Consider the following 15,394-nt stretch of genomic DNA (forward strand, 5'->3'; position numbering starts at 1 on the left):
CGCCCGACGCGCGGGGAGCCGGACTCCGCGGGTGCGAACGTCAGGCGGTCGGGACGGGACGGCGGCGGCGCGCGGCCATGCGCAGCAGCGGGGACCGTCCTTGATTGCCCACCGACCAGAGGTCGTGGCCCGCCACGCCCCAGTGCCCGAGCAGCGCGTTGGCCGCGCAGAACCCCGTCGTGGCGGCTCGTTCCATCAACGCCGCGGGCAGGTCCACCCGGATGCCGTCGCCCGCCAGCACCAGGGTCGGATCGGCGGTGGTGACTCCCGGCCGGGAGGCGAAGGAGCCGGGGGCGAACAGCGGGCAGTCGTCCGCCGTCACATGCTCCTGGTGGATGATCTGCGCGTTCCGCAGTTCGGGGTAGACCGCGCGCATCTCTTCGATCATCGCCTGGGCCAAGGAGGTCTGACCGGCCTCGGTCGCGGCCGGGTCGAGCGCGTAGGCGTGCAGTTCGATGACCGACCCCCCGGTGCGTTCGCGCCATGCGCGGGCCTCGTCCTCGAACCGGTCGAGCACGCTGATGTTGTCCAGCAGCGCGAACCCGGTGGTACCGAGGAAGGGGGCGCGGTCCTCGCGCGCGGGACGGTCAAGCCAAACCCTGCTGACCAGGAACGGGGGCGCGTTGCGCAGCGAACCGATGGCTGCCCTCCATGCCGGGTCGCCCAAGTCGGGAGAGGCGGCGACGAGGCCGCGCAGCGCCCGGACGTCGGTGGCGAGCACGATCGCGTCGAACTCGGCGGCCTCGCCGCCCGCTTGGACCCGGTACCGGCCGCCGGCTCGGTCGATGCGCTCGACGGGGTTTCGGAGCCGCACCTGCGCGCCCAGCTCCTCGAGGTGTTCGCGCAGCGGCCGCCACAAGGTTTGCGAGAACGGACCGTCCGGGACGTCGAACAGCAGGCCCTCGCTCGAACCGAGGAAGTAGATGTGGAACATCGCCGCGAGTTCGGCGGCAGAGAACTGCTTCGGGTCGGCGAAGAAGCTGCGGGAGAACACCTCGAACGCGAGGTGGCGTGCCGCGTGCGGGAATCCGATCGAGTCCAGGTAGCTGGTCGCGTCGACCGAGTCGAGTTCGTCGTAGGTCCGGGGGACCGACACGTCGAACAGGGACATGGCCGTCCCGGCGTTCATCTTCCACAGGTCGGCGAGCGCGAACGTCTTGCTGCGCAGGACGAAGGCCGCGACGCTCCAGGGCGGGGTGAGCGGCAGGCCGGCGAAGGACTCGGCGGTGCCGTCGGCGTGGAGGAGCGGGTAGTCCGCGATCGGTCGCAGCATGCCCAACGCCGGATCCACGCGGCGCAGCAGCGCCCGCAAGTTGTAGTACTGCCGGAAGAAGGCGTGGAAGCCGCGTGTCATCGTGGTGGGGAAGCCGTCTGCGGTGACCGGCCAGCCGCGCAGCCGCCCGCCGAGGTCGTCCTCCGCTTCGTACAGGTCGACCGACACACCGCGTTCGGCGAGGGCGACGGCCGCCGCGACCCCTGCGATGCCCCCGCCGACCACCGCCGTGCGCGGCCGTTCAGGCAAGGCGCCGGCGTCAGGGCGGCCCTTCGGCCCGGGCAGGAGCGTCGCCTCCCGATCGCGACCGGGACGGCCGCGCGCAGGCACCGGCTGTGGAATATCGGCGGAACTCGTTCGGGCCATGGTGCAATAGTGCCAGCCGCCGAGGACGAGCGCACCAGGACGAGCCCGGCCGGTGCGCGGTTCTGGGCGTGCGCAATGGAGGTAGTCAGATGTCAATGCGGACAAGTATTCTCGGCAACCTGCCGTTGTCTCGGGTGGCCCCCGCGGAGTGGGCCGCGCAGCGCCCCACCTATGGCGATGCCAAACCGGAGCTGATCGAGTCGGCCGTCAAGCGCGCGTGCGCCCGTCCCTCCGGCAACTGGTTCGTGCTGGCCCCGAGCCGCGAGATCCGGGCCGACCGGCCCTTCGGCGCCGCAGTCGGACGGCAGGAGCTCGTGGCCTGGCGCGACGGTTCGCGCCGGATCGTCGTCGGCCCCGGAGCCTGCCCGCATCTCGGGGCGCCGCTCGCGAAATCGCGCATCGACTGCGGGGCGTTGCGCTGCCACTGGCACGGCCTGGCGCTCACCGGCGACGGCGGACCCGGGTGGCGGCCTCTGCCCGCCTACGACGACGGCGTGCTCACCTGGGTGCGGCTCGACGAGCTCGGCGGCGAGGAGCCGCTTCCCGAGCCGGTCATCGCCGCCCGCCCCGCCCCGGCCGCGAGCATCGCCGCGGTCGCCGAACTCACCGGCACCTGCGAACCCGACGACGTGATCGCCAACCGGTTCGACCCCTGGCACGGCGCGTGGTTCCACCCCTACTCCTTCACACGCCTGACGGTGGTGTCGACACCGCGGGAGGACATGGAGGGCATGCGGGGCGAGCAGGACCGGTTCGTCGTCGATGTGACCTTCCGCGTCGGCCGCCGCGTAGGGGTGCCTGTCCAGGCCGAGTTCTTCAGTCCCGAACCGCGCACGCTCGTCATGCGCATCATCGGCGGCGAAGGCGCGGGGAGCGTAGTCGAGACCCATGCCGTCCCCTCGATGCCCTCCATCGACGGACGGCCGCGCACCCGGGTCGTCGAGGCCACCATCGCCACTTCGGAGAGGACCGGTTTCAAAGCGGCGCTTCGTATCGCGCCCGCGCTGCGGGTGATCATGCGCCGTGCGGCGGCGCGTCTGTGGCGCGATGATCTCGCCTATGCGGAGCGGCGCTACGCGCTGCGCTCGGGGCACCTGGAGCCCGAGCGCCCTTGAAGGGGGCGGCCTACTCGGCGTCCGGCCGCCGCGCGGTGAACGTGTGCTCGATGCCGCGCTGCCATCCGCTCATCGTCTCGGTGCGGGCGTCGGTGAAACCGGCCCGCACCAACCGGTCGGCGAACGCTGGCGCGTTGTCGAACGTGGCCACACTGCGCCAGAGGTGTCGGTACAGCGGCACGTTGCCGCCCTTCGCCGCGGCCAGGGGGATGACGATCCCCCAGCACACGAGCGTCCACCGCAGCCGCGCCGACAGGGTGAGGCCCGCGACGTACTCGTGAACGGCGATCGTGCCGCCAGGGCGCAGCAGCGAACGCAGCGTGCGCAGGGGCCCGTCAGGGTCGGTCAGATTCCGGACCAGGTAGGCGGCGAACACGGCGTCGAAGGGGCCGCCGAGGTCCGCTGCTCCCAACTCCTCCACGGGGAGGTGCACGAACGCCACGTTCCCGGGCCACCGCTTCGCCCGCGCCTGCTCGAGCATCCCGGCGGAGGCGTCGACGCCGACGACGGTCGCCCCGGGTGCGGCGGACAGCAGCGCCGCTGTCGAGGCGCCCGTGCCGCAGCCGACGTCCAGCAGGCGCAGTCCGGAACCGTCGGCGGGGAGCCCGAGGCGGCTCGCAGAGACACGGAGGTGCTCGTGGTAACCGGGATTGCGGTCGGTGAGGGCGTCGTACGCCGAGGCTCCCGCGTCGAACGACGCAGTCACCGTCGCACCGTCGGGACGTCCTCCGTGCTTGCGGCTCATCTCCGCACCCTACCCGCCCATCCCCGAACCGGATCGCACGCCAGCGACACCCGTGCGCGAACGTCGCTCATCAACACCGAGACCGGCGAACTGAAACTGCTCGATCTGGGGTTCAGCTACAGCTTCCGGTCGCTGGCCCGCGGCCCAGAGGGACCGGCGAGGTCACCACCGCAGTGGACCTGCCGAACCCGGCCAACGAGATGACCGGGATCTGAACGCGCACCAAGCTCCCGCCCGGCCGCCGCAAGCCTCCCTCTGAAGCCTGCGGCGGCCGCAACGGCCGGTTGACGAGTGCTACCCCTTCGCACACGTCGCCGAAGGGCACCGGGAACGAGAAGAGCCGCCAGGGGATCGCTCTGCGGGCCTGCGTGGTTGCACCGCTGTCCCCCTATTCCGGTGAAGGCGCAGCCTTGCGTTGCGGGCCCCGGAAGAGCACGTAGACCAGCAGTGCCCCCATCACGATGACGCCCGCCCACATCGCTTGCCGCCAACCGTGGACGAATGACTCCTGGGCGGCCCTGGCCAGCGCCTCCGAGTAGGGGTGGCCTTCGTCCGCGATGGCGAGGGCACCTGCGATGCCCTCGCGCGCCGTGTCGGCCGCGGCGGCGGGGACGTCGTCCAAGCGCGTGTCGAGCGCGTTCCCGTACCCGGCGGTGAGGACCGCTCCGAGCAGCGCGACACCGAGCGCGGTACCGAGCTCCCTGGTGACATCGTTGAGCGCCGAGGCGACGCCTTGTCGTTCACGCGGCAGAGACGCGGTGATGGCCTCAGTGGAGGGCGTCATCGACAGGCCCATGCCGAGGCCCATGGCGACCATGCCGGGCAGGACGGAGCGGTAGCCTCCGTCGACCGAGACGAAGGTGGCCATGAGGGCGAGCCCGGCGCCGCCGATGAAGGTCCCGGTCGCCATCGTGGAGCGGGCGCCGATCCTCGCGGCCAGGCGTGGGGCGATGCCGGAGGCGATCATCATCAGCCCGGCCATCGGCATGAGGGCGAGGGTGGAGCGCAGGCCCGACCATCCGAGCACGGCCTGGAAGTAGGGGAACAGGACCACGAAGATGCCCGCCTGCACCCCGAACACGGCCAGGAGCGACACCGAGCCGCTCGCGAGCCCCCGCTTGCGGAAGAGCCTGACGTCGAGCAGCGGTGCCCGCTGGCGCAGTTCCCAAGCTGCGAAACCGACCACGCCTGCGGCACCGGCCAGGAGGCTCAGCAGTGTCGCAGGTGCGGTCCATCCCCGTTCGGGTCCATCGTGCAGGACGAGGACCAGCCCGACGAGGGCGAGCAGGGATGCCAGCGAACCGATCAGATCGAACCGGTGGGCTGTCCGCTCGCGCGAGTTCGGAATGGCCCGGAGTGCGATCACCGCGGCCACGACGACGAGCGCGATCGGCAGGACGAAGAGCCACCGCCAACTCGCCACGTCGACCAGCACGGCCGACAAGTACATGCCGAGGATGCCGCCGCCACCGGCGACGGCGGTCCACACGCCGATCGCCTTGGAGCGGTCGTCGTCGGGGAAGGTTGCGGTGATGACCGAGAGCGTGACGGGCATGATCATCGCCGCGCCGACGCCGCTGAGGAATCGCGCCGCGAACATGACCTCGGTAGTCGGGGCCAGGCCCGCCGCCGCGCTCGCGATGCCGAATACCGCCAGGCCCGCGAGCAGGACCGGTTTGCGGCCCCATCGGTCGCCGACCGCGCCGAGCGGCAGGAGCAGCGCGGCGAGGGTGACGGTGTAGATGTTGATCATCCACAGCACCTCGCCTTGCGATGCGTCGAAGGCGACGGCGACCTGCGGCTGAGCGACGTTCAATCCGGAGACCGACGCGATGACCGCCATGAGGGCGATGCACACTCCGATCAGGATGGTGCGGCGCCGACGCGGGTCGATGACGGTCGGGTCATGGGCGGGGATCTGCACAGGCGTGATCAATGCTCTTCCTTTCGGGGCGTGTGGGATCGGCGCCGTCGGTCGAAGTCCGGGGCGCTGCCGGCGGTGGCGGTCAGACGAGGCGGGTGGCGCGCACGACGACGTCGTGGAGGGCGACGGCCCGTCCGCCGCGGGCGAATTCACGGGAGTGCTCCGCTGCGGTCTCGATGCGCCAGGTGGTCGGGTCGAGCTCGCTGGTGATGTCCGCGAGGGTGGTCCCGGCTTCGGCGGGAGGGCCGGCGTTTCCGGTGGAGTCGGGCTCGTGCAGGTGTCCGACGATGAGCAGTGTCCCGCCGGGTGCGACCCACGCCGCGATGCGACGGTAGAACGCCGCCTGCGGCATCGCGGGGTGCGCGTAGCTGGTGGCGACCAGGTCGAACCGGCGCCCCGGCTCCCAGATGGTCAGGTCCGCCTCGACCCATCGCACGCTGCCGGACAGGGACGCGTTCGCCGCGTCCTCGGCGTCTCGGGCGAGTGCTCGGGCGGCGATGTCGGCGGCGGTCACGTGCCACCCGCGGGTGGCCAGCCAGATCGCTTCTGCCCCGCTTCCGCATCCGGCGTCGAGGGCGGTGCCGGGCGTGAGGCCGGCCGTTTCGCGGCCGAGGTAGGGATGCGGAGCGCTGCCGATGTCCTCCGCCGGTGCCGTGCGGCGGTGCTGTTCCCAGTGTCGTTCCCAGTAGTCCTTGTCGAAGTCGTGTGCCACGGTCTCCCACCTCTCACGTAGACGTGTCGCGCTCGTCGGACGATGGTGGCGGATCGACCGTCAGATTCGCAAATGCTGTTGCCGAATGGCAAAATGGGATCATGGAGCACGATCTCGATCAGACCCTGGACGCCGTCGGCCCGCGCCTCAAGCGCCTGCGACTCCGCCGTGAGATCACGCTTGCGGACCTCGCCGCCCAGACGGGCATCTCGACCAGCACGCTCTCCAGGCTCGAGTCAGGCCTGCGACGACCCACATTGGAGCAGTTGCTGCCGCTCGCACGAGTGCACGGCGTGACGCTCGACGAACTCGTGGACGCACCGCCGACCGGCGACCCCCGAGTCAATCTGCGGCCGGTCGCCTGCAGCGACGGGTCGGTGATCCTCCCGCTCACCCGCCGCCCCGGCGGCATTCAGGCTTACAAGTTCGTCCTGCCGACCGGCGACGACCGGCAGGAGCCGCAGCTGCGAACCCACGAGGGCTATGACTGGGTCTACGTTCTCAACGGGACCCTGCGCCTCGTGCTCGCCGAACACGACCTCAGGTTGAAGCCCGGCGAGGCCGCCGAATTCGACACCCGCACCCCGCACTGGTTCGGCGCGACCCCCGCCGGCCCCGTGGAGTTCCTCAGCCTCGTCGGCAGGCAGGGCGAACGCGCCCATGTCCGCGCCAGGCCCGCAGTCGGCTGATCCGTCGTGAACGCGCAGTGCGACATGAACCGGCGCACCACGTCGAGTCGACCGGTGCCGCCGCACGCTTGAACATTCAGATTTCAAACATTATTGAAATTTCTGATGTCTCCAGGTACCGTCGGAACCAGCCGTCGAGAGGAGACGCCATGAGCGGCGAACGCACCGGCCGCCACGAATACGCCGACGAGATCGGCCTCTACTTCGAGCACTACGGCCTCCCGCGCATCCCCGGGCGCATCCTCGGCTGGCTCCTGGTCTGCGAACCGCCGCACCAGTCGGCGGAAGAGCTCGCCGAGCAACTGGACATCAGCCGCGGCTCGGTGAGCATGGCGATGAAGATGCTGGCGGCCAACAAGGCCGTCGTGCGCCAGGCCGTCCCCGGATCGCGGCGCACCCACTGGCGGCTGCGCCCCGGATTCTGGCTCGACGAGGCCGCCGAGAAGGCCAAGCAGGCGCGCGAGTGGATCAAGCAGACCGAACGCGGCCTCGACCTCCTGGCCGACTCGCCGCCCGAGTCCCGCCAGCGCCTCGAAGAGGCGAAGGAGATGTACACCTTCCTCGCCGAGCAGTACGAACGCATCGAATCCCTCTGGCACGAACAGCGAAAGCAGTGACCCGATGAGCCACGTCATCGACATCGAAGGCCTCACCTTCACCTACCCCGAGTCCCCCGAGCCGGCGGTGCGCGGCATCGACTTCACCGTCGACGCCGGGGAGGTCTTCGGCTTCCTCGGCCCCTCCGGCGCCGGCAAGTCCACCACCCAGAAGATCCTCACCGGACTCCTCACGGGCCACGGCGGCTCGGTCTCGGTCTGGGGCAAGGACCCCGCCGACTGGAAGTCCGAGTACTACGAGCGGATCGGCGTCTCCTTCGAGCTGCCCAACCACTACCTCAAGCTCACCGGCCTGGAGAACCTCCAGTTCTTCGCCTCCCTCTACCCGGGGCCCACCGAGGACCCCATGGCACTGCTCGACCGGGTGGGCCTCGCCGACGCCGCCCACACCCGTGTCGCCAAGTACTCCAAGGGCATGCAGATGCGCCTGGTCTTCATCCGCGCCCTCCTGCACCGTCCGCGGCTGCTGTTCCTCGACGAACCGACCTCCGGCATGGACCCGGCGAACGCCCGCGTCGTCAAGGACATCGTGGGCGAACTGCGGGCCGAGGGCCGCACCGTCTTCCTCACCACCCACGACATGACCACCGCCGACCAGCTGTGCGACCGGGTCGCCTTCGTCGTCGACGGGCGCATCACCGCCCTGGCCTCTCCCACCGAGCACAAGCTCTCCCGCAGCCGGCGCCTGGTCACCGTCACCTACCGTCCCGACGGCTCGGACGACCTGGCCGCGAAGGACTTCCCGCTCGACGGCCTCGGCGAGGACGGGGCGTTCCTCTCGCTCCTGCGCGAGGCCGCGATCGAATCCGTGCACAGCCAGGAGGCGGACCTGGAGGACGTCTTCATCGACGTCACCGGAAGGAAGCTGACATGACCGCCGTCCTCGCCCAGGCCCTGCGGCTCGAGCTGCGCCTCCAATGGCGGTACGGGTTCCTGTACGCGGCGGCGTTCTCGGCCCTGATCTGGGAAGTCGTCGTCTACCTCGTTCCCCCACAGCTCAAGGCCGCCTCGATGACCTACATCATCTTCGGCGACCTGGCCCTGGTCGGCTTCTTCTTCATCGCCGGAGCCGTGTTCTTCGAACGCGGCGAGCGCACACTCTTCGCGCTCCTGGTCTCCCCCTTGCGATTCCGCGACTACTACACCGCGAAGCTCACCGCGCTCACCGCGCTGAGCCTGCTCCTGTCGGTCGTCATCGCGTTCTCCGGCGTCGGCGCCGACTTCGAACCGCTCACCTTCACGGCCGGCGTGGTGCTGTGCGCACTGCTGTTCCTGACCTGCAGCTTCATCTCGTCGACGCCGTTCACCTCGATCAGTGAGTGGATCATCCCGTCCACACTGGTGCTCGCCGTTCTCAACGTCCCGCTCGTCAACTACTCGGGCCTGTGGGAACACCCGGTCACGTACCTGGTGCCGACACAAGGGGTGCTCCTGCTCATGGGCCACTCGTTCGGCCAAGTCGACCTGGCCGCGTGGCAGTGGGCCTACGCGCTGGCGTACCCGGTCGCGGCGCTCGCCGTGCTCGGCCTCATCTCCCGCAAGATGTTCGACCGGCACATCGCCGCCAGTGAAGGAGGCGAGTGACGTGCCCGGTGCCATCGCGGCCTTCGGCCGCAACGACCTGCGCAACATCCGCCGTGACAGCCTGCTCGCCGGGATCGTCTTCGGCCCGTTCATCTACGCGGCCACGATGTGGCTGCTCCCCGCGTTCACCCGCTACCTCGACCGGGACCACGGCTTCGACCTGGTCCCCTACCACGGACTCATCCTCAGCGCCTTCATCGTGGTCGGACCGATCGCCGTCCTCGGCGCCGTCTGCGGGATGCTGCTGATGGACGACAAGGACCAGCGGACGCTCGCGGCACTGCGGGTGACGCCCGCACCGCCGATGACTTACCCGCTCTACCGCGCGGCGACCACGGTGGCCGCCACCGCGGTCTCGCTCGTGGCCGCGATGGCGCTGACCGGGCAGATCCCGGCCCGGCTCGTCGCCGCCTCCGTCCCCGTCACCGTCCTGTGCGGGCTCAACGCCGCCATGGTCGGCTTCGGCCTGGCCGCCTTGGCCCGCAACAAGGTCGAGGGACTGGCGATCGTCCGCGCGGTCGGCATGCTGCTGTTCGGCCTCCCGATGGTGCCGTTCTTCTTCGACCACCCGGCCATGCTCGGCTTCGGCCTCATCCCGACCTATTGGCCCGCCAAGGCCTTCTGGGAAGTCTGGGACGGCGGCAACCCATGGCCCTACCTGATCGCGGGCGCGGTGTACGCCGGCGCGATCGGGTGGTGGCTCCTCAAACGACTCGCCTCCCAGAAGGCCTGAACCGCAGGCGGCAGACCCCTGCCTCCGAATCTCCTGTTAGGACGATCGACCGACCATGACCACTCCGAAGAACGGTCCCACGATGCTCACCACGACGGCGAGCGACGGCACCAGCGTGCGCGCCCACGACGAAGGACAGGGCCCGGTGATGCTGTTCCTCCACGGCGGCATGGACGACGGCATGTCATGGAGACTCGTCACCGCCCGCCTCAATGCCCGGTTCAGGACACTCCGGCTGCACCGCAGGCAGTACCGGTCAGACCTCACGACCGGCGGCAGATGCACGATGGCAGCGGAGGTCGAGCACGTCCGCGCCCTGGTGAAGCTCATCGACCAACCGATCCTGATCGTCGGGCACTCCTCCGGTGCGGTGCTGGCGTTGGAGGCGCTGGCGTCGATGCCCGGGGCGTTCGCCGGCGCGGTGCTGTACGAACCGCCCTGCGTGATCGGACCGCCGCTCGGCGGAACGGCATTGGCCCGGGCGCAGGCCGCCATGGATGCCGGGAGACCGGGAAGGGCACTGGCGATCTTCCTGCGCGACATCGTGCAGGCCCCGGCATCGGCCGCCTGGATGTCCGCGGCCGCCGTCCCGCTGTTCCCTCGCATGCGTCGCCTTGCGCAGCACCAGCTCGACGACTGCGCGGCCATCGACGAAGTGGGAATCGAGCTGGAGGCGTACGCGCGAATCGACGTGCCCGTCGTGCTGCTCGGCGGTGAACGCAGCCCCGCTCACCTGGGTGAACGGTTGGACGCACTGGAACGCGTCATGCCGAACACCGAACGCGTGCGACTGCGCCGCCAAGGCCACGCGGCCACGAGCCTCGCACCAGACCGAGTAGCCGAGGTCATCGCCGGACTCGGCGACAAGGTAATGCGAAAGCACTCGCGATAAACCCTGGAGGCGAGATGCCATACGGGGATCTTCGGTGGCGGTCCGGAGTGCGGAGCGGTACTGGCCCGGACTCGAGCCGACGAGCTTGGCGAACTGGGCGTAGAAGGTGCTGCCCGAGCCGAAACCGGCCGCGTAGCCGACCGCTGAGCAGTCGAGATCGGTGGTGGCGAGGAGACGCTGGGCCTCGGCCACACGTCGGCGCAGCAGGAATTCGCCGATGGTCATGTTCCATGCCCTGCGGAACAAGGTCATCGCGTACTCGGTGTTCAGATGGGCCACGGCCGCGACGTCCGCCGCGGTGATCGGATCCCGGAACCGCTCCATGACGAACGCCGCCATCTCGAGCGGGCGCGAGACCGGTCCGGTGCCCGAAGGCTTCACCCGGGCGGCGCGCAGCGTCCGGCGCATGAAGGCGTGGATCTCCAAGAGGGCGACATCCGCGTCAAGGCCGGCGAAGTCCGATTCCCAGCGCCGCCAAAGGCCCGCCGCGTCCACATCGGTCGGCACGGTCGCGAGGGCCGGCCGGCCCTCCAGGAGCGACCGCAGATCGGCCGCGGGCAGGCCCCAGGTCAGCACCGTGGACAGCGGAACGTGCGCCCAGCAGACCTCGGCCGGCGTCCCCGCGGGCGCGAGCAGCCGGTGCGGCAGGCTCGCCCAGAAGACGGCCGCCTGGCCCTGCTCGACGCGGACGCGTCGCTCGCCCATCAGATATTCGATGGCCCCGCTGGTGACGACGTTCAACTCGATGTCGTCATGACTGTGGGCCCGGGCCATCGCCGGGGCCGTCCCCTGGGCCACCCAGATCCCCGGTTCCGCGAGCTCCACCACCGCTTCGTACTTCACGAGGGGCGATGCTAGCCGAACAAAGGATCCCGGAGGAACGGCCAAGCGGGCCGGATTCGCGTTCACCCGATCACGGCTACGTTGATCACCATGACGTCGACATCTGCGAGGAAACACGCCGCGAAGCGCCCGCCCATGGGATGGAACAGCTGGGACTGCTTCGGCAGTTCGGTGACCGAGGACCAGGTCGTGGCCAACGCCGAGTTCATGGCCGCCGAGCTCAAGCCGTTCGGGTGGGACACGGTGGTCGTCGACATCCAGTGGTACGAGCCGAACCCCGGCGAGCACCGGTACAACGCGGTCTCCGACCCCGTGCTCGACGCGTGGGGGCGGCAGCTCCCGGCACCGAACCGGTTCCCTTCCGCGTCGGACGGGTCGTTCAAGGCGCTGGCCGACCGCGTGCACGCGCTGGGCCTGCGATTCGGCGTGCACATGATGCGGGGCATCCCGAAGAAGGCGGTCGAACTGGACCTCCCGGTGCTCGGGGGCGACACGACCGCGTCGCGGATCGCGGACCGCGACAACGTGTGCACCTGGAATCCGGACAACTTCGGGATCGACCATTCGGCTCCCGGCGCCCAGGCGTACTACGACTCCCAGGTCGCGCAGTTCGCCGAATGGGGCGTCGACTTCGTGAAGCTCGACGACGTCCTGCACCCGCCGACGCAGAGCGTCGAGATCGCCGCGTACTCGCGCGCGATCGACCGGTGCGGGCGGCCGATCGTGCTGAGCCTCTCGCCGGGGAAGGCCCTGTCCTTCGCGCATCTCGACGCGCTTCGTGAGCACTCGGAGATGTGGCGGATCTCCGACGACCTCTGGGACGACTGGAGCGCGCTTCGGGAGATGTTCCAACGGGCGGCGCGCTGGGCGCCGCATCAGATGCCGGGCGCCTGGGGCGACGCCGACATGCTGCCGCTCGGGCGCATCGGCATCCACGCGCACGTCGGCGAGGACCGGATGTCGCGGTTGACGGTCGAAGAGCAGCGCGCGATGCTCACGCTGTGGTGCATGATGCGCTCGCCGCTGATGTTCGGCGGGCACCTGCCCGACACCCCGGCGGACACGCTCGAGCTGCTGCGCAACCCTGAGGTCCTCGCGCTGCTGGGAAGCCGGGGCAGCCGCGAGATCGTGCGCGACCACTCGCTCGTCGTCTGGAAGGCCGATCTGGGCGACGCCGAGGCATGCGCGGTGTTCTGGCTCGGCGACGAACCGGCCGACCTCGACGTCCACTTGGCCGATCTCGGATGCGAGCACCGGACCCGCGTCCGCGATCTGTGGGCGGGCGCCGACGTCCCGGTCGAGGACGGCCTGGTCCGCGTGCGGGTTCCGGCGCACGGCACCCGGCTGCTGCGACTGGAGTAACGGCATTGGCCCTAGCCGAGGTCCTGGCTTCGCGAGAGCAGGTCGGTCGGCGCGGCGGTCGCCAGCCAGTCGCGGAATCGGTCGGCCGTCCGGCTCACCGGGTCAGGCGTCTCGGGCGGCGCGCCATTCCGGGGCCAGGACCGACCAGATCTCCATGTCGTAGCGTTCGCCGCGGTGGAGGTAGGCCTCGCGGGCGACGCCCTCCCTGGTCATGCCGAGGCGTTTGGCGACCGCGATGCTCGGGGCGTTGCGGGTCGAGGCCCACCAGTCGACCCGGTGGATGCCGCGGACCTCGATCGCCCAGTCGATGATCACGGTGACCGCGCGGGTGACGAGGCCCTTGCCGACTGCGGCGGGTTCGAGCCAGCAGCCGGCCTCGGCGGTCTCCATGCGGAAGTCCATGGTGCGGAACAGGACCCCGCCGACCAGGGTGCCGTCGACCCAGATGCCCCACATGCGCCCGGTGTCCGCGGCGGCCTTCTTCTCAAAGGTCTCGAGGATCCGCCGGGCCGCGTCGATATCGGCGACCGCGTCCGCGAGGGCCACGTGGCGCCCGATGAACTCGCGCCCGCGGTCGATGTGGGCCAGGAACTCCTCGGCCGAGTCCGGCAGCAGCGGGCGCAGCTCCGCGCCTTCGCCCAGGGAAGTCTTGAACATGCGTCCTCCGAAATCGACCGCGCCGCAACAGACGACATGCTCTCACATGTGGATCGGGCGCAGCGCCGTCCGGTCGCCGAATGCGGTCGGGCGCCGAGCGGTCGGATGGCTTCGAGGTCCTCCGGTCAGGCCTCGCGGTGCCGGTCGAGGAGTTCGGTGAGCACCGCGAAACCGGCGGACCGATACGTGGCGACCGCGCCCACAAGGGAGCTCGGGGTGGCGACGATCGCGCTCGACGAGCCCAACTCCTGGAGCGCGGCGGCACCGGCAACGCAGATCGCCCTGCCATGGCCGCGGCCGCGGTGGTCGCCGTGGACGCCCATCGGTTCGATGAGACCGGGCCTACCGGGTCCGGCGGACCAGACCGTGATGACGGCGACGGCTTCGTCGTCGTCGAAGCCGATGAGGCAGCGCGCGTCGGCGTAGGCCGGGCCGGACGCCATCGCATGCCATCGCTCCTCGGAGAACGTGGAGCCTTCGAACGCCGACCGCTGCAACGCGGCACGCAATCCGACCTGTTCCGGTCCGACCACCGCGGTGCGCAGGCCCGGGCCCTCCACCGGCGTGGACAGGTCTCGGCGGAGCAGCGTCCAGGCTTCATCGGTGGCCCATCCGATCTCGGCCAGGCACTCGTCGAGTGCCGCGCCGTTCGGGATCTCGACGTTCGCTCTGCCTGCGGGGAGTACGCCGCGATCGGGGTCGGCGATGTCGGCCGCCATGCGCCGCGCCAGCGCCGGGTCGTGCAGGTGCCGCGGTGCGGCGGTCACTCGCAGCACGTCCGGGCCGTCGAGCATGCCGACCGCGACGATCCGTCCGTCGCGGCTCCAGGTTCGCACCGCTGCGGCGGCCTTCGCGGCTCCGAGCTGCCGGTACCAGCCGAGGTCACCGGGGTGCAGCTGCAGTGGGGCGTCGTCAGACTGCCATTCCCGAAGCGCCGTGAGCACCGAGCCGAGTTCGTCGATGCCCGGAGTGCGGAGTTCGAGGTCCATGGTCTGATCTCACACCGCCGTGCCGGACCGAGCAACCGTTTTTCGCGGGCCGGGCGCGGGTATCTTCGGCCCCGCGGGCATTCGACGAAAGGACGACCATGGCGCTCATCCTGATCACCGGGGCCTCGACCGGGCTCGGCCTGGCCGCCGCGCGGACGCTCGCGGCGGAGGGGCACGAGGTCGTCGTCCACACGCGCAGCCCCGATCGGGTCCCGGATCTCGTGCCGCACGGGTTCGTCCACGGCGACCTGTCTCGAATGGACGATGTGCTCGCGGTCGCCGCTCAGGCCGACGCGTTCGGGCGCTTCGACGCGGTGATCCACAACGCCGGGGTCTACCGCGACCCCGGGGCGCTGCAGGTGAACACGGTCGCGCCCTACCTGCTCACCGCCGCGATGTCCAAGCCGCGCAGGCTGATCTACCTGAGCAGCGGCTACCATCTCGACGGCTCGACGGATCTGGACGCGATCGACTTCGCGGAGACAAGGGTCCGTCCCGGCGCGTACGAGGACTCGAAGCTGTACGTGACGACGCTGGCGTTCGCGGTCGCGCGCCGCTGGGCCGACACCGTGTCCCACGTGGTCGATCCCGGCTGGGTCCCGACCCGCATGGGCGGCCCGGGCGCGCCCGGCGACCTCGAGGAGGGTCACCGGACGCAGGAGTGGCTGGCCACGGCCCCCGACGAAGCGATCGTGCCGCGCACCGGCGGCTACTGGCATCACCGCCGCATCAGCCGCTCCCATCCCGCGGCCTCGGACCCGGACTTCCAGCATGAGCTGATCGAGCGGCTCGAGGCCCACACCGGGGTCGAGCTCGGTTGAGCGCGCGGCCGGGCGCCCAGCTCGATGTGGTGCGGATGAGCGGATCGGACCCTAAGGCGCCCAAGCGGAACC

Annotated in this window: 15 protein-coding genes and 1 pseudogene; 9 read left to right on the plus strand and 7 right to left on the minus strand. The window is 70.4% G+C overall.

Annotated elements, in window-relative coordinates; all coding sequences use genetic code 11:
• Nucleotides 1-40 precede the first annotated feature (40 nt).
• On the minus strand, nucleotides 41-1,639 hold the full coding sequence (locus tag JHY01_RS00930; RefSeq protein ID WP_205323710.1) for an NAD(P)/FAD-dependent oxidoreductase: 1,599 nt from the start codon (nucleotides 1,637-1,639) through the stop codon (nucleotides 41-43).
• A gap of 89 nt (nucleotides 1,640-1,728) precedes the next feature.
• On the opposite strand from JHY01_RS00930, the gene JHY01_RS00935 reads away from it, so the two are divergent.
• Nucleotides 1,729-2,754 carry a DUF5914 domain-containing protein gene (locus JHY01_RS00935; protein ID WP_374199462.1) on the plus strand — a complete coding sequence of 342 codons (1,026 nt, stop codon included), beginning with the start codon at nucleotides 1,729-1,731 and terminating at the stop codon, nucleotides 2,752-2,754.
• Between the two features lie 10 nt (nucleotides 2,755-2,764).
• Here JHY01_RS00935 and JHY01_RS00940 read toward each other — a convergent pair whose 3' ends face one another.
• The 3 genes from JHY01_RS00940 to JHY01_RS00950 form a co-directional block, all read right to left on the minus strand.
• Entirely contained in the window at nucleotides 2,765-3,499 is a 735-nt protein-coding gene (locus JHY01_RS00940) for a class I SAM-dependent methyltransferase (protein WP_205323712.1), read from the minus strand.
• A 388-nt stretch (nucleotides 3,500-3,887) separates the two neighbouring features.
• A complete protein-coding gene (locus JHY01_RS00945; RefSeq protein WP_205323713.1) occupies nucleotides 3,888-5,435 on the minus strand; it encodes an MFS transporter in 1,548 nt (515 codons plus the stop codon).
• A gap of 70 nt (nucleotides 5,436-5,505) precedes the next feature.
• Nucleotides 5,506-6,135 (minus strand): class I SAM-dependent methyltransferase, encoded by a 630-nt coding sequence (locus tag JHY01_RS00950; RefSeq protein ID WP_205323714.1) that lies wholly within the window; start codon nucleotides 6,133-6,135, stop codon nucleotides 5,506-5,508.
• Between the two features lie 101 nt (nucleotides 6,136-6,236).
• Here JHY01_RS00950 and JHY01_RS00955 point away from each other — a divergent pair, with 101 nt between their 5' ends.
• The 6 genes from JHY01_RS00955 (at nucleotide 6,237) to JHY01_RS26215 (ending at nucleotide 10,650) form a co-directional block, all read left to right on the plus strand.
• The gene (locus JHY01_RS00955) at nucleotides 6,237-6,824 is read left to right on the plus strand and encodes a helix-turn-helix domain-containing protein (protein WP_205323715.1); all 588 of its coding nucleotides are present in this window, start codon (nucleotides 6,237-6,239) and stop codon (nucleotides 6,822-6,824) included.
• 149 nt (nucleotides 6,825-6,973) lie between these two features.
• Nucleotides 6,974-7,441 (plus strand): GbsR/MarR family transcriptional regulator, encoded by a 468-nt coding sequence (locus tag JHY01_RS00960; protein WP_205323716.1) that lies wholly within the window; start codon nucleotides 6,974-6,976, stop codon nucleotides 7,439-7,441.
• 4 nt (nucleotides 7,442-7,445) lie between these two features.
• Nucleotides 7,446-8,315: an ABC transporter ATP-binding protein gene (locus JHY01_RS00965; protein WP_205323717.1), complete on the plus strand. Its 870-nt coding sequence runs from the start codon at nucleotides 7,446-7,448 to the stop codon at nucleotides 8,313-8,315.
• Nucleotides 8,312-9,025, plus strand: coding sequence for a fluoroquinolone transporter permease (locus JHY01_RS00970; protein WP_205323718.1), 714 nt, complete (start codon nucleotides 8,312-8,314; stop codon nucleotides 9,023-9,025). Before JHY01_RS00965 ends, JHY01_RS00970 begins: the two co-directional genes overlap by 4 nt.
• 1 nt (nucleotide 9,026) lies before the next feature.
• Entirely contained in the window at nucleotides 9,027-9,758 is a 732-nt protein-coding gene (locus tag JHY01_RS00975; RefSeq protein WP_205323719.1) for an ABC transporter permease, read from the plus strand.
• Nucleotides 9,759-9,939: 181 nt separating this feature from the next.
• The gene (locus JHY01_RS26215) at nucleotides 9,940-10,650 is read left to right on the plus strand and encodes an alpha/beta fold hydrolase (RefSeq protein WP_240192265.1); all 711 of its coding nucleotides are present in this window, start codon (nucleotides 9,940-9,942) and stop codon (nucleotides 10,648-10,650) included.
• A gap of 63 nt (nucleotides 10,651-10,713) precedes the next feature.
• On the opposite strand, the pseudogene JHY01_RS26220 reads toward JHY01_RS26215, so the two are convergent.
• Nucleotides 10,714-11,424: pseudogene (locus JHY01_RS26220) on the minus strand (helix-turn-helix domain-containing protein); the annotation flags it as partial.
• 159 nt (nucleotides 11,425-11,583) lie between these two features.
• On the opposite strand from JHY01_RS26220, the gene JHY01_RS00985 reads away from it, so the two are divergent.
• Nucleotides 11,584-12,855, plus strand: coding sequence for a glycoside hydrolase family 27 protein (locus JHY01_RS00985; protein WP_205323721.1), 1,272 nt, complete (start codon nucleotides 11,584-11,586; stop codon nucleotides 12,853-12,855).
• 102 nt (nucleotides 12,856-12,957) lie between these two features.
• On the opposite strand, the gene JHY01_RS00990 is transcribed toward JHY01_RS00985, so the two are convergent.
• Nucleotides 12,958-13,512, minus strand: a complete 555-nt coding sequence (locus JHY01_RS00990) for a GNAT family N-acetyltransferase (protein WP_205323722.1) — start codon at nucleotides 13,510-13,512, stop codon at nucleotides 12,958-12,960.
• Nucleotides 13,513-13,637: 125 nt separating this feature from the next.
• Nucleotides 13,638-14,501 (minus strand): GNAT family N-acetyltransferase, encoded by an 864-nt coding sequence (locus JHY01_RS00995; RefSeq protein ID WP_205323723.1) that lies wholly within the window; start codon nucleotides 14,499-14,501, stop codon nucleotides 13,638-13,640.
• 98 nt (nucleotides 14,502-14,599) lie between these two features.
• Here JHY01_RS00995 and JHY01_RS01000 point away from each other — a divergent pair, with 98 nt between their 5' ends.
• A complete protein-coding gene (locus tag JHY01_RS01000; RefSeq protein ID WP_205323724.1) occupies nucleotides 14,600-15,322 on the plus strand; it encodes an SDR family NAD(P)-dependent oxidoreductase in 723 nt (240 codons plus the stop codon).
• Nucleotides 15,323-15,394: the final 72 nt, after the last annotated feature.

Origin of the sequence: Glycomyces sp. YM15 (assembly GCF_016918015.1) — a bacterium.
Taxonomy (GTDB): domain Bacteria; phylum Actinomycetota; class Actinomycetes; order Mycobacteriales; family Micromonosporaceae; genus Glycomyces.

Excerpts from the sequence above, each read along its gene's own strand:
- JHY01_RS00955 (WP_205323715.1), top strand. The coding sequence starts at position 6,237 with ATGGAGCACGATCTCGATCAGACCCTGGACGCCGTCGGCCCGCGCCTC.
- JHY01_RS00995 (WP_205323723.1), bottom strand. The coding sequence starts at position 14,501 with ATGGACCTCGAACTCCGCACTCCGGGCATCGACGAACTCGGCTCGGTG.
- JHY01_RS01000 (WP_205323724.1), top strand. The coding sequence starts at position 14,600 with ATGGCGCTCATCCTGATCACCGGGGCCTCGACCGGGCTCGGCCTGGCC.
- JHY01_RS00930 (WP_205323710.1), bottom strand. The coding sequence starts at position 1,639 with ATGGCCCGAACGAGTTCCGCCGATATTCCACAGCCGGTGCCTGCGCGC.
- JHY01_RS00940 (WP_205323712.1), bottom strand. The coding sequence starts at position 3,499 with ATGAGCCGCAAGCACGGAGGACGTCCCGACGGTGCGACGGTGACTGCG.
- JHY01_RS00970 (WP_205323718.1), top strand. The coding sequence starts at position 8,312 with ATGACCGCCGTCCTCGCCCAGGCCCTGCGGCTCGAGCTGCGCCTCCAA.
- JHY01_RS00990 (WP_205323722.1), bottom strand. The coding sequence starts at position 13,512 with ATGTTCAAGACTTCCCTGGGCGAAGGCGCGGAGCTGCGCCCGCTGCTG.
- JHY01_RS00960 (WP_205323716.1), top strand. The coding sequence starts at position 6,974 with ATGAGCGGCGAACGCACCGGCCGCCACGAATACGCCGACGAGATCGGC.
- JHY01_RS26215 (WP_240192265.1), top strand. The coding sequence starts at position 9,940 with ATGTCATGGAGACTCGTCACCGCCCGCCTCAATGCCCGGTTCAGGACA.
- JHY01_RS00965 (WP_205323717.1), top strand. The coding sequence starts at position 7,446 with ATGAGCCACGTCATCGACATCGAAGGCCTCACCTTCACCTACCCCGAG.
- JHY01_RS00935 (WP_374199462.1), top strand. The coding sequence starts at position 1,729 with ATGTCAATGCGGACAAGTATTCTCGGCAACCTGCCGTTGTCTCGGGTG.
- JHY01_RS00985 (WP_205323721.1), top strand. The coding sequence starts at position 11,584 with ATGACGTCGACATCTGCGAGGAAACACGCCGCGAAGCGCCCGCCCATG.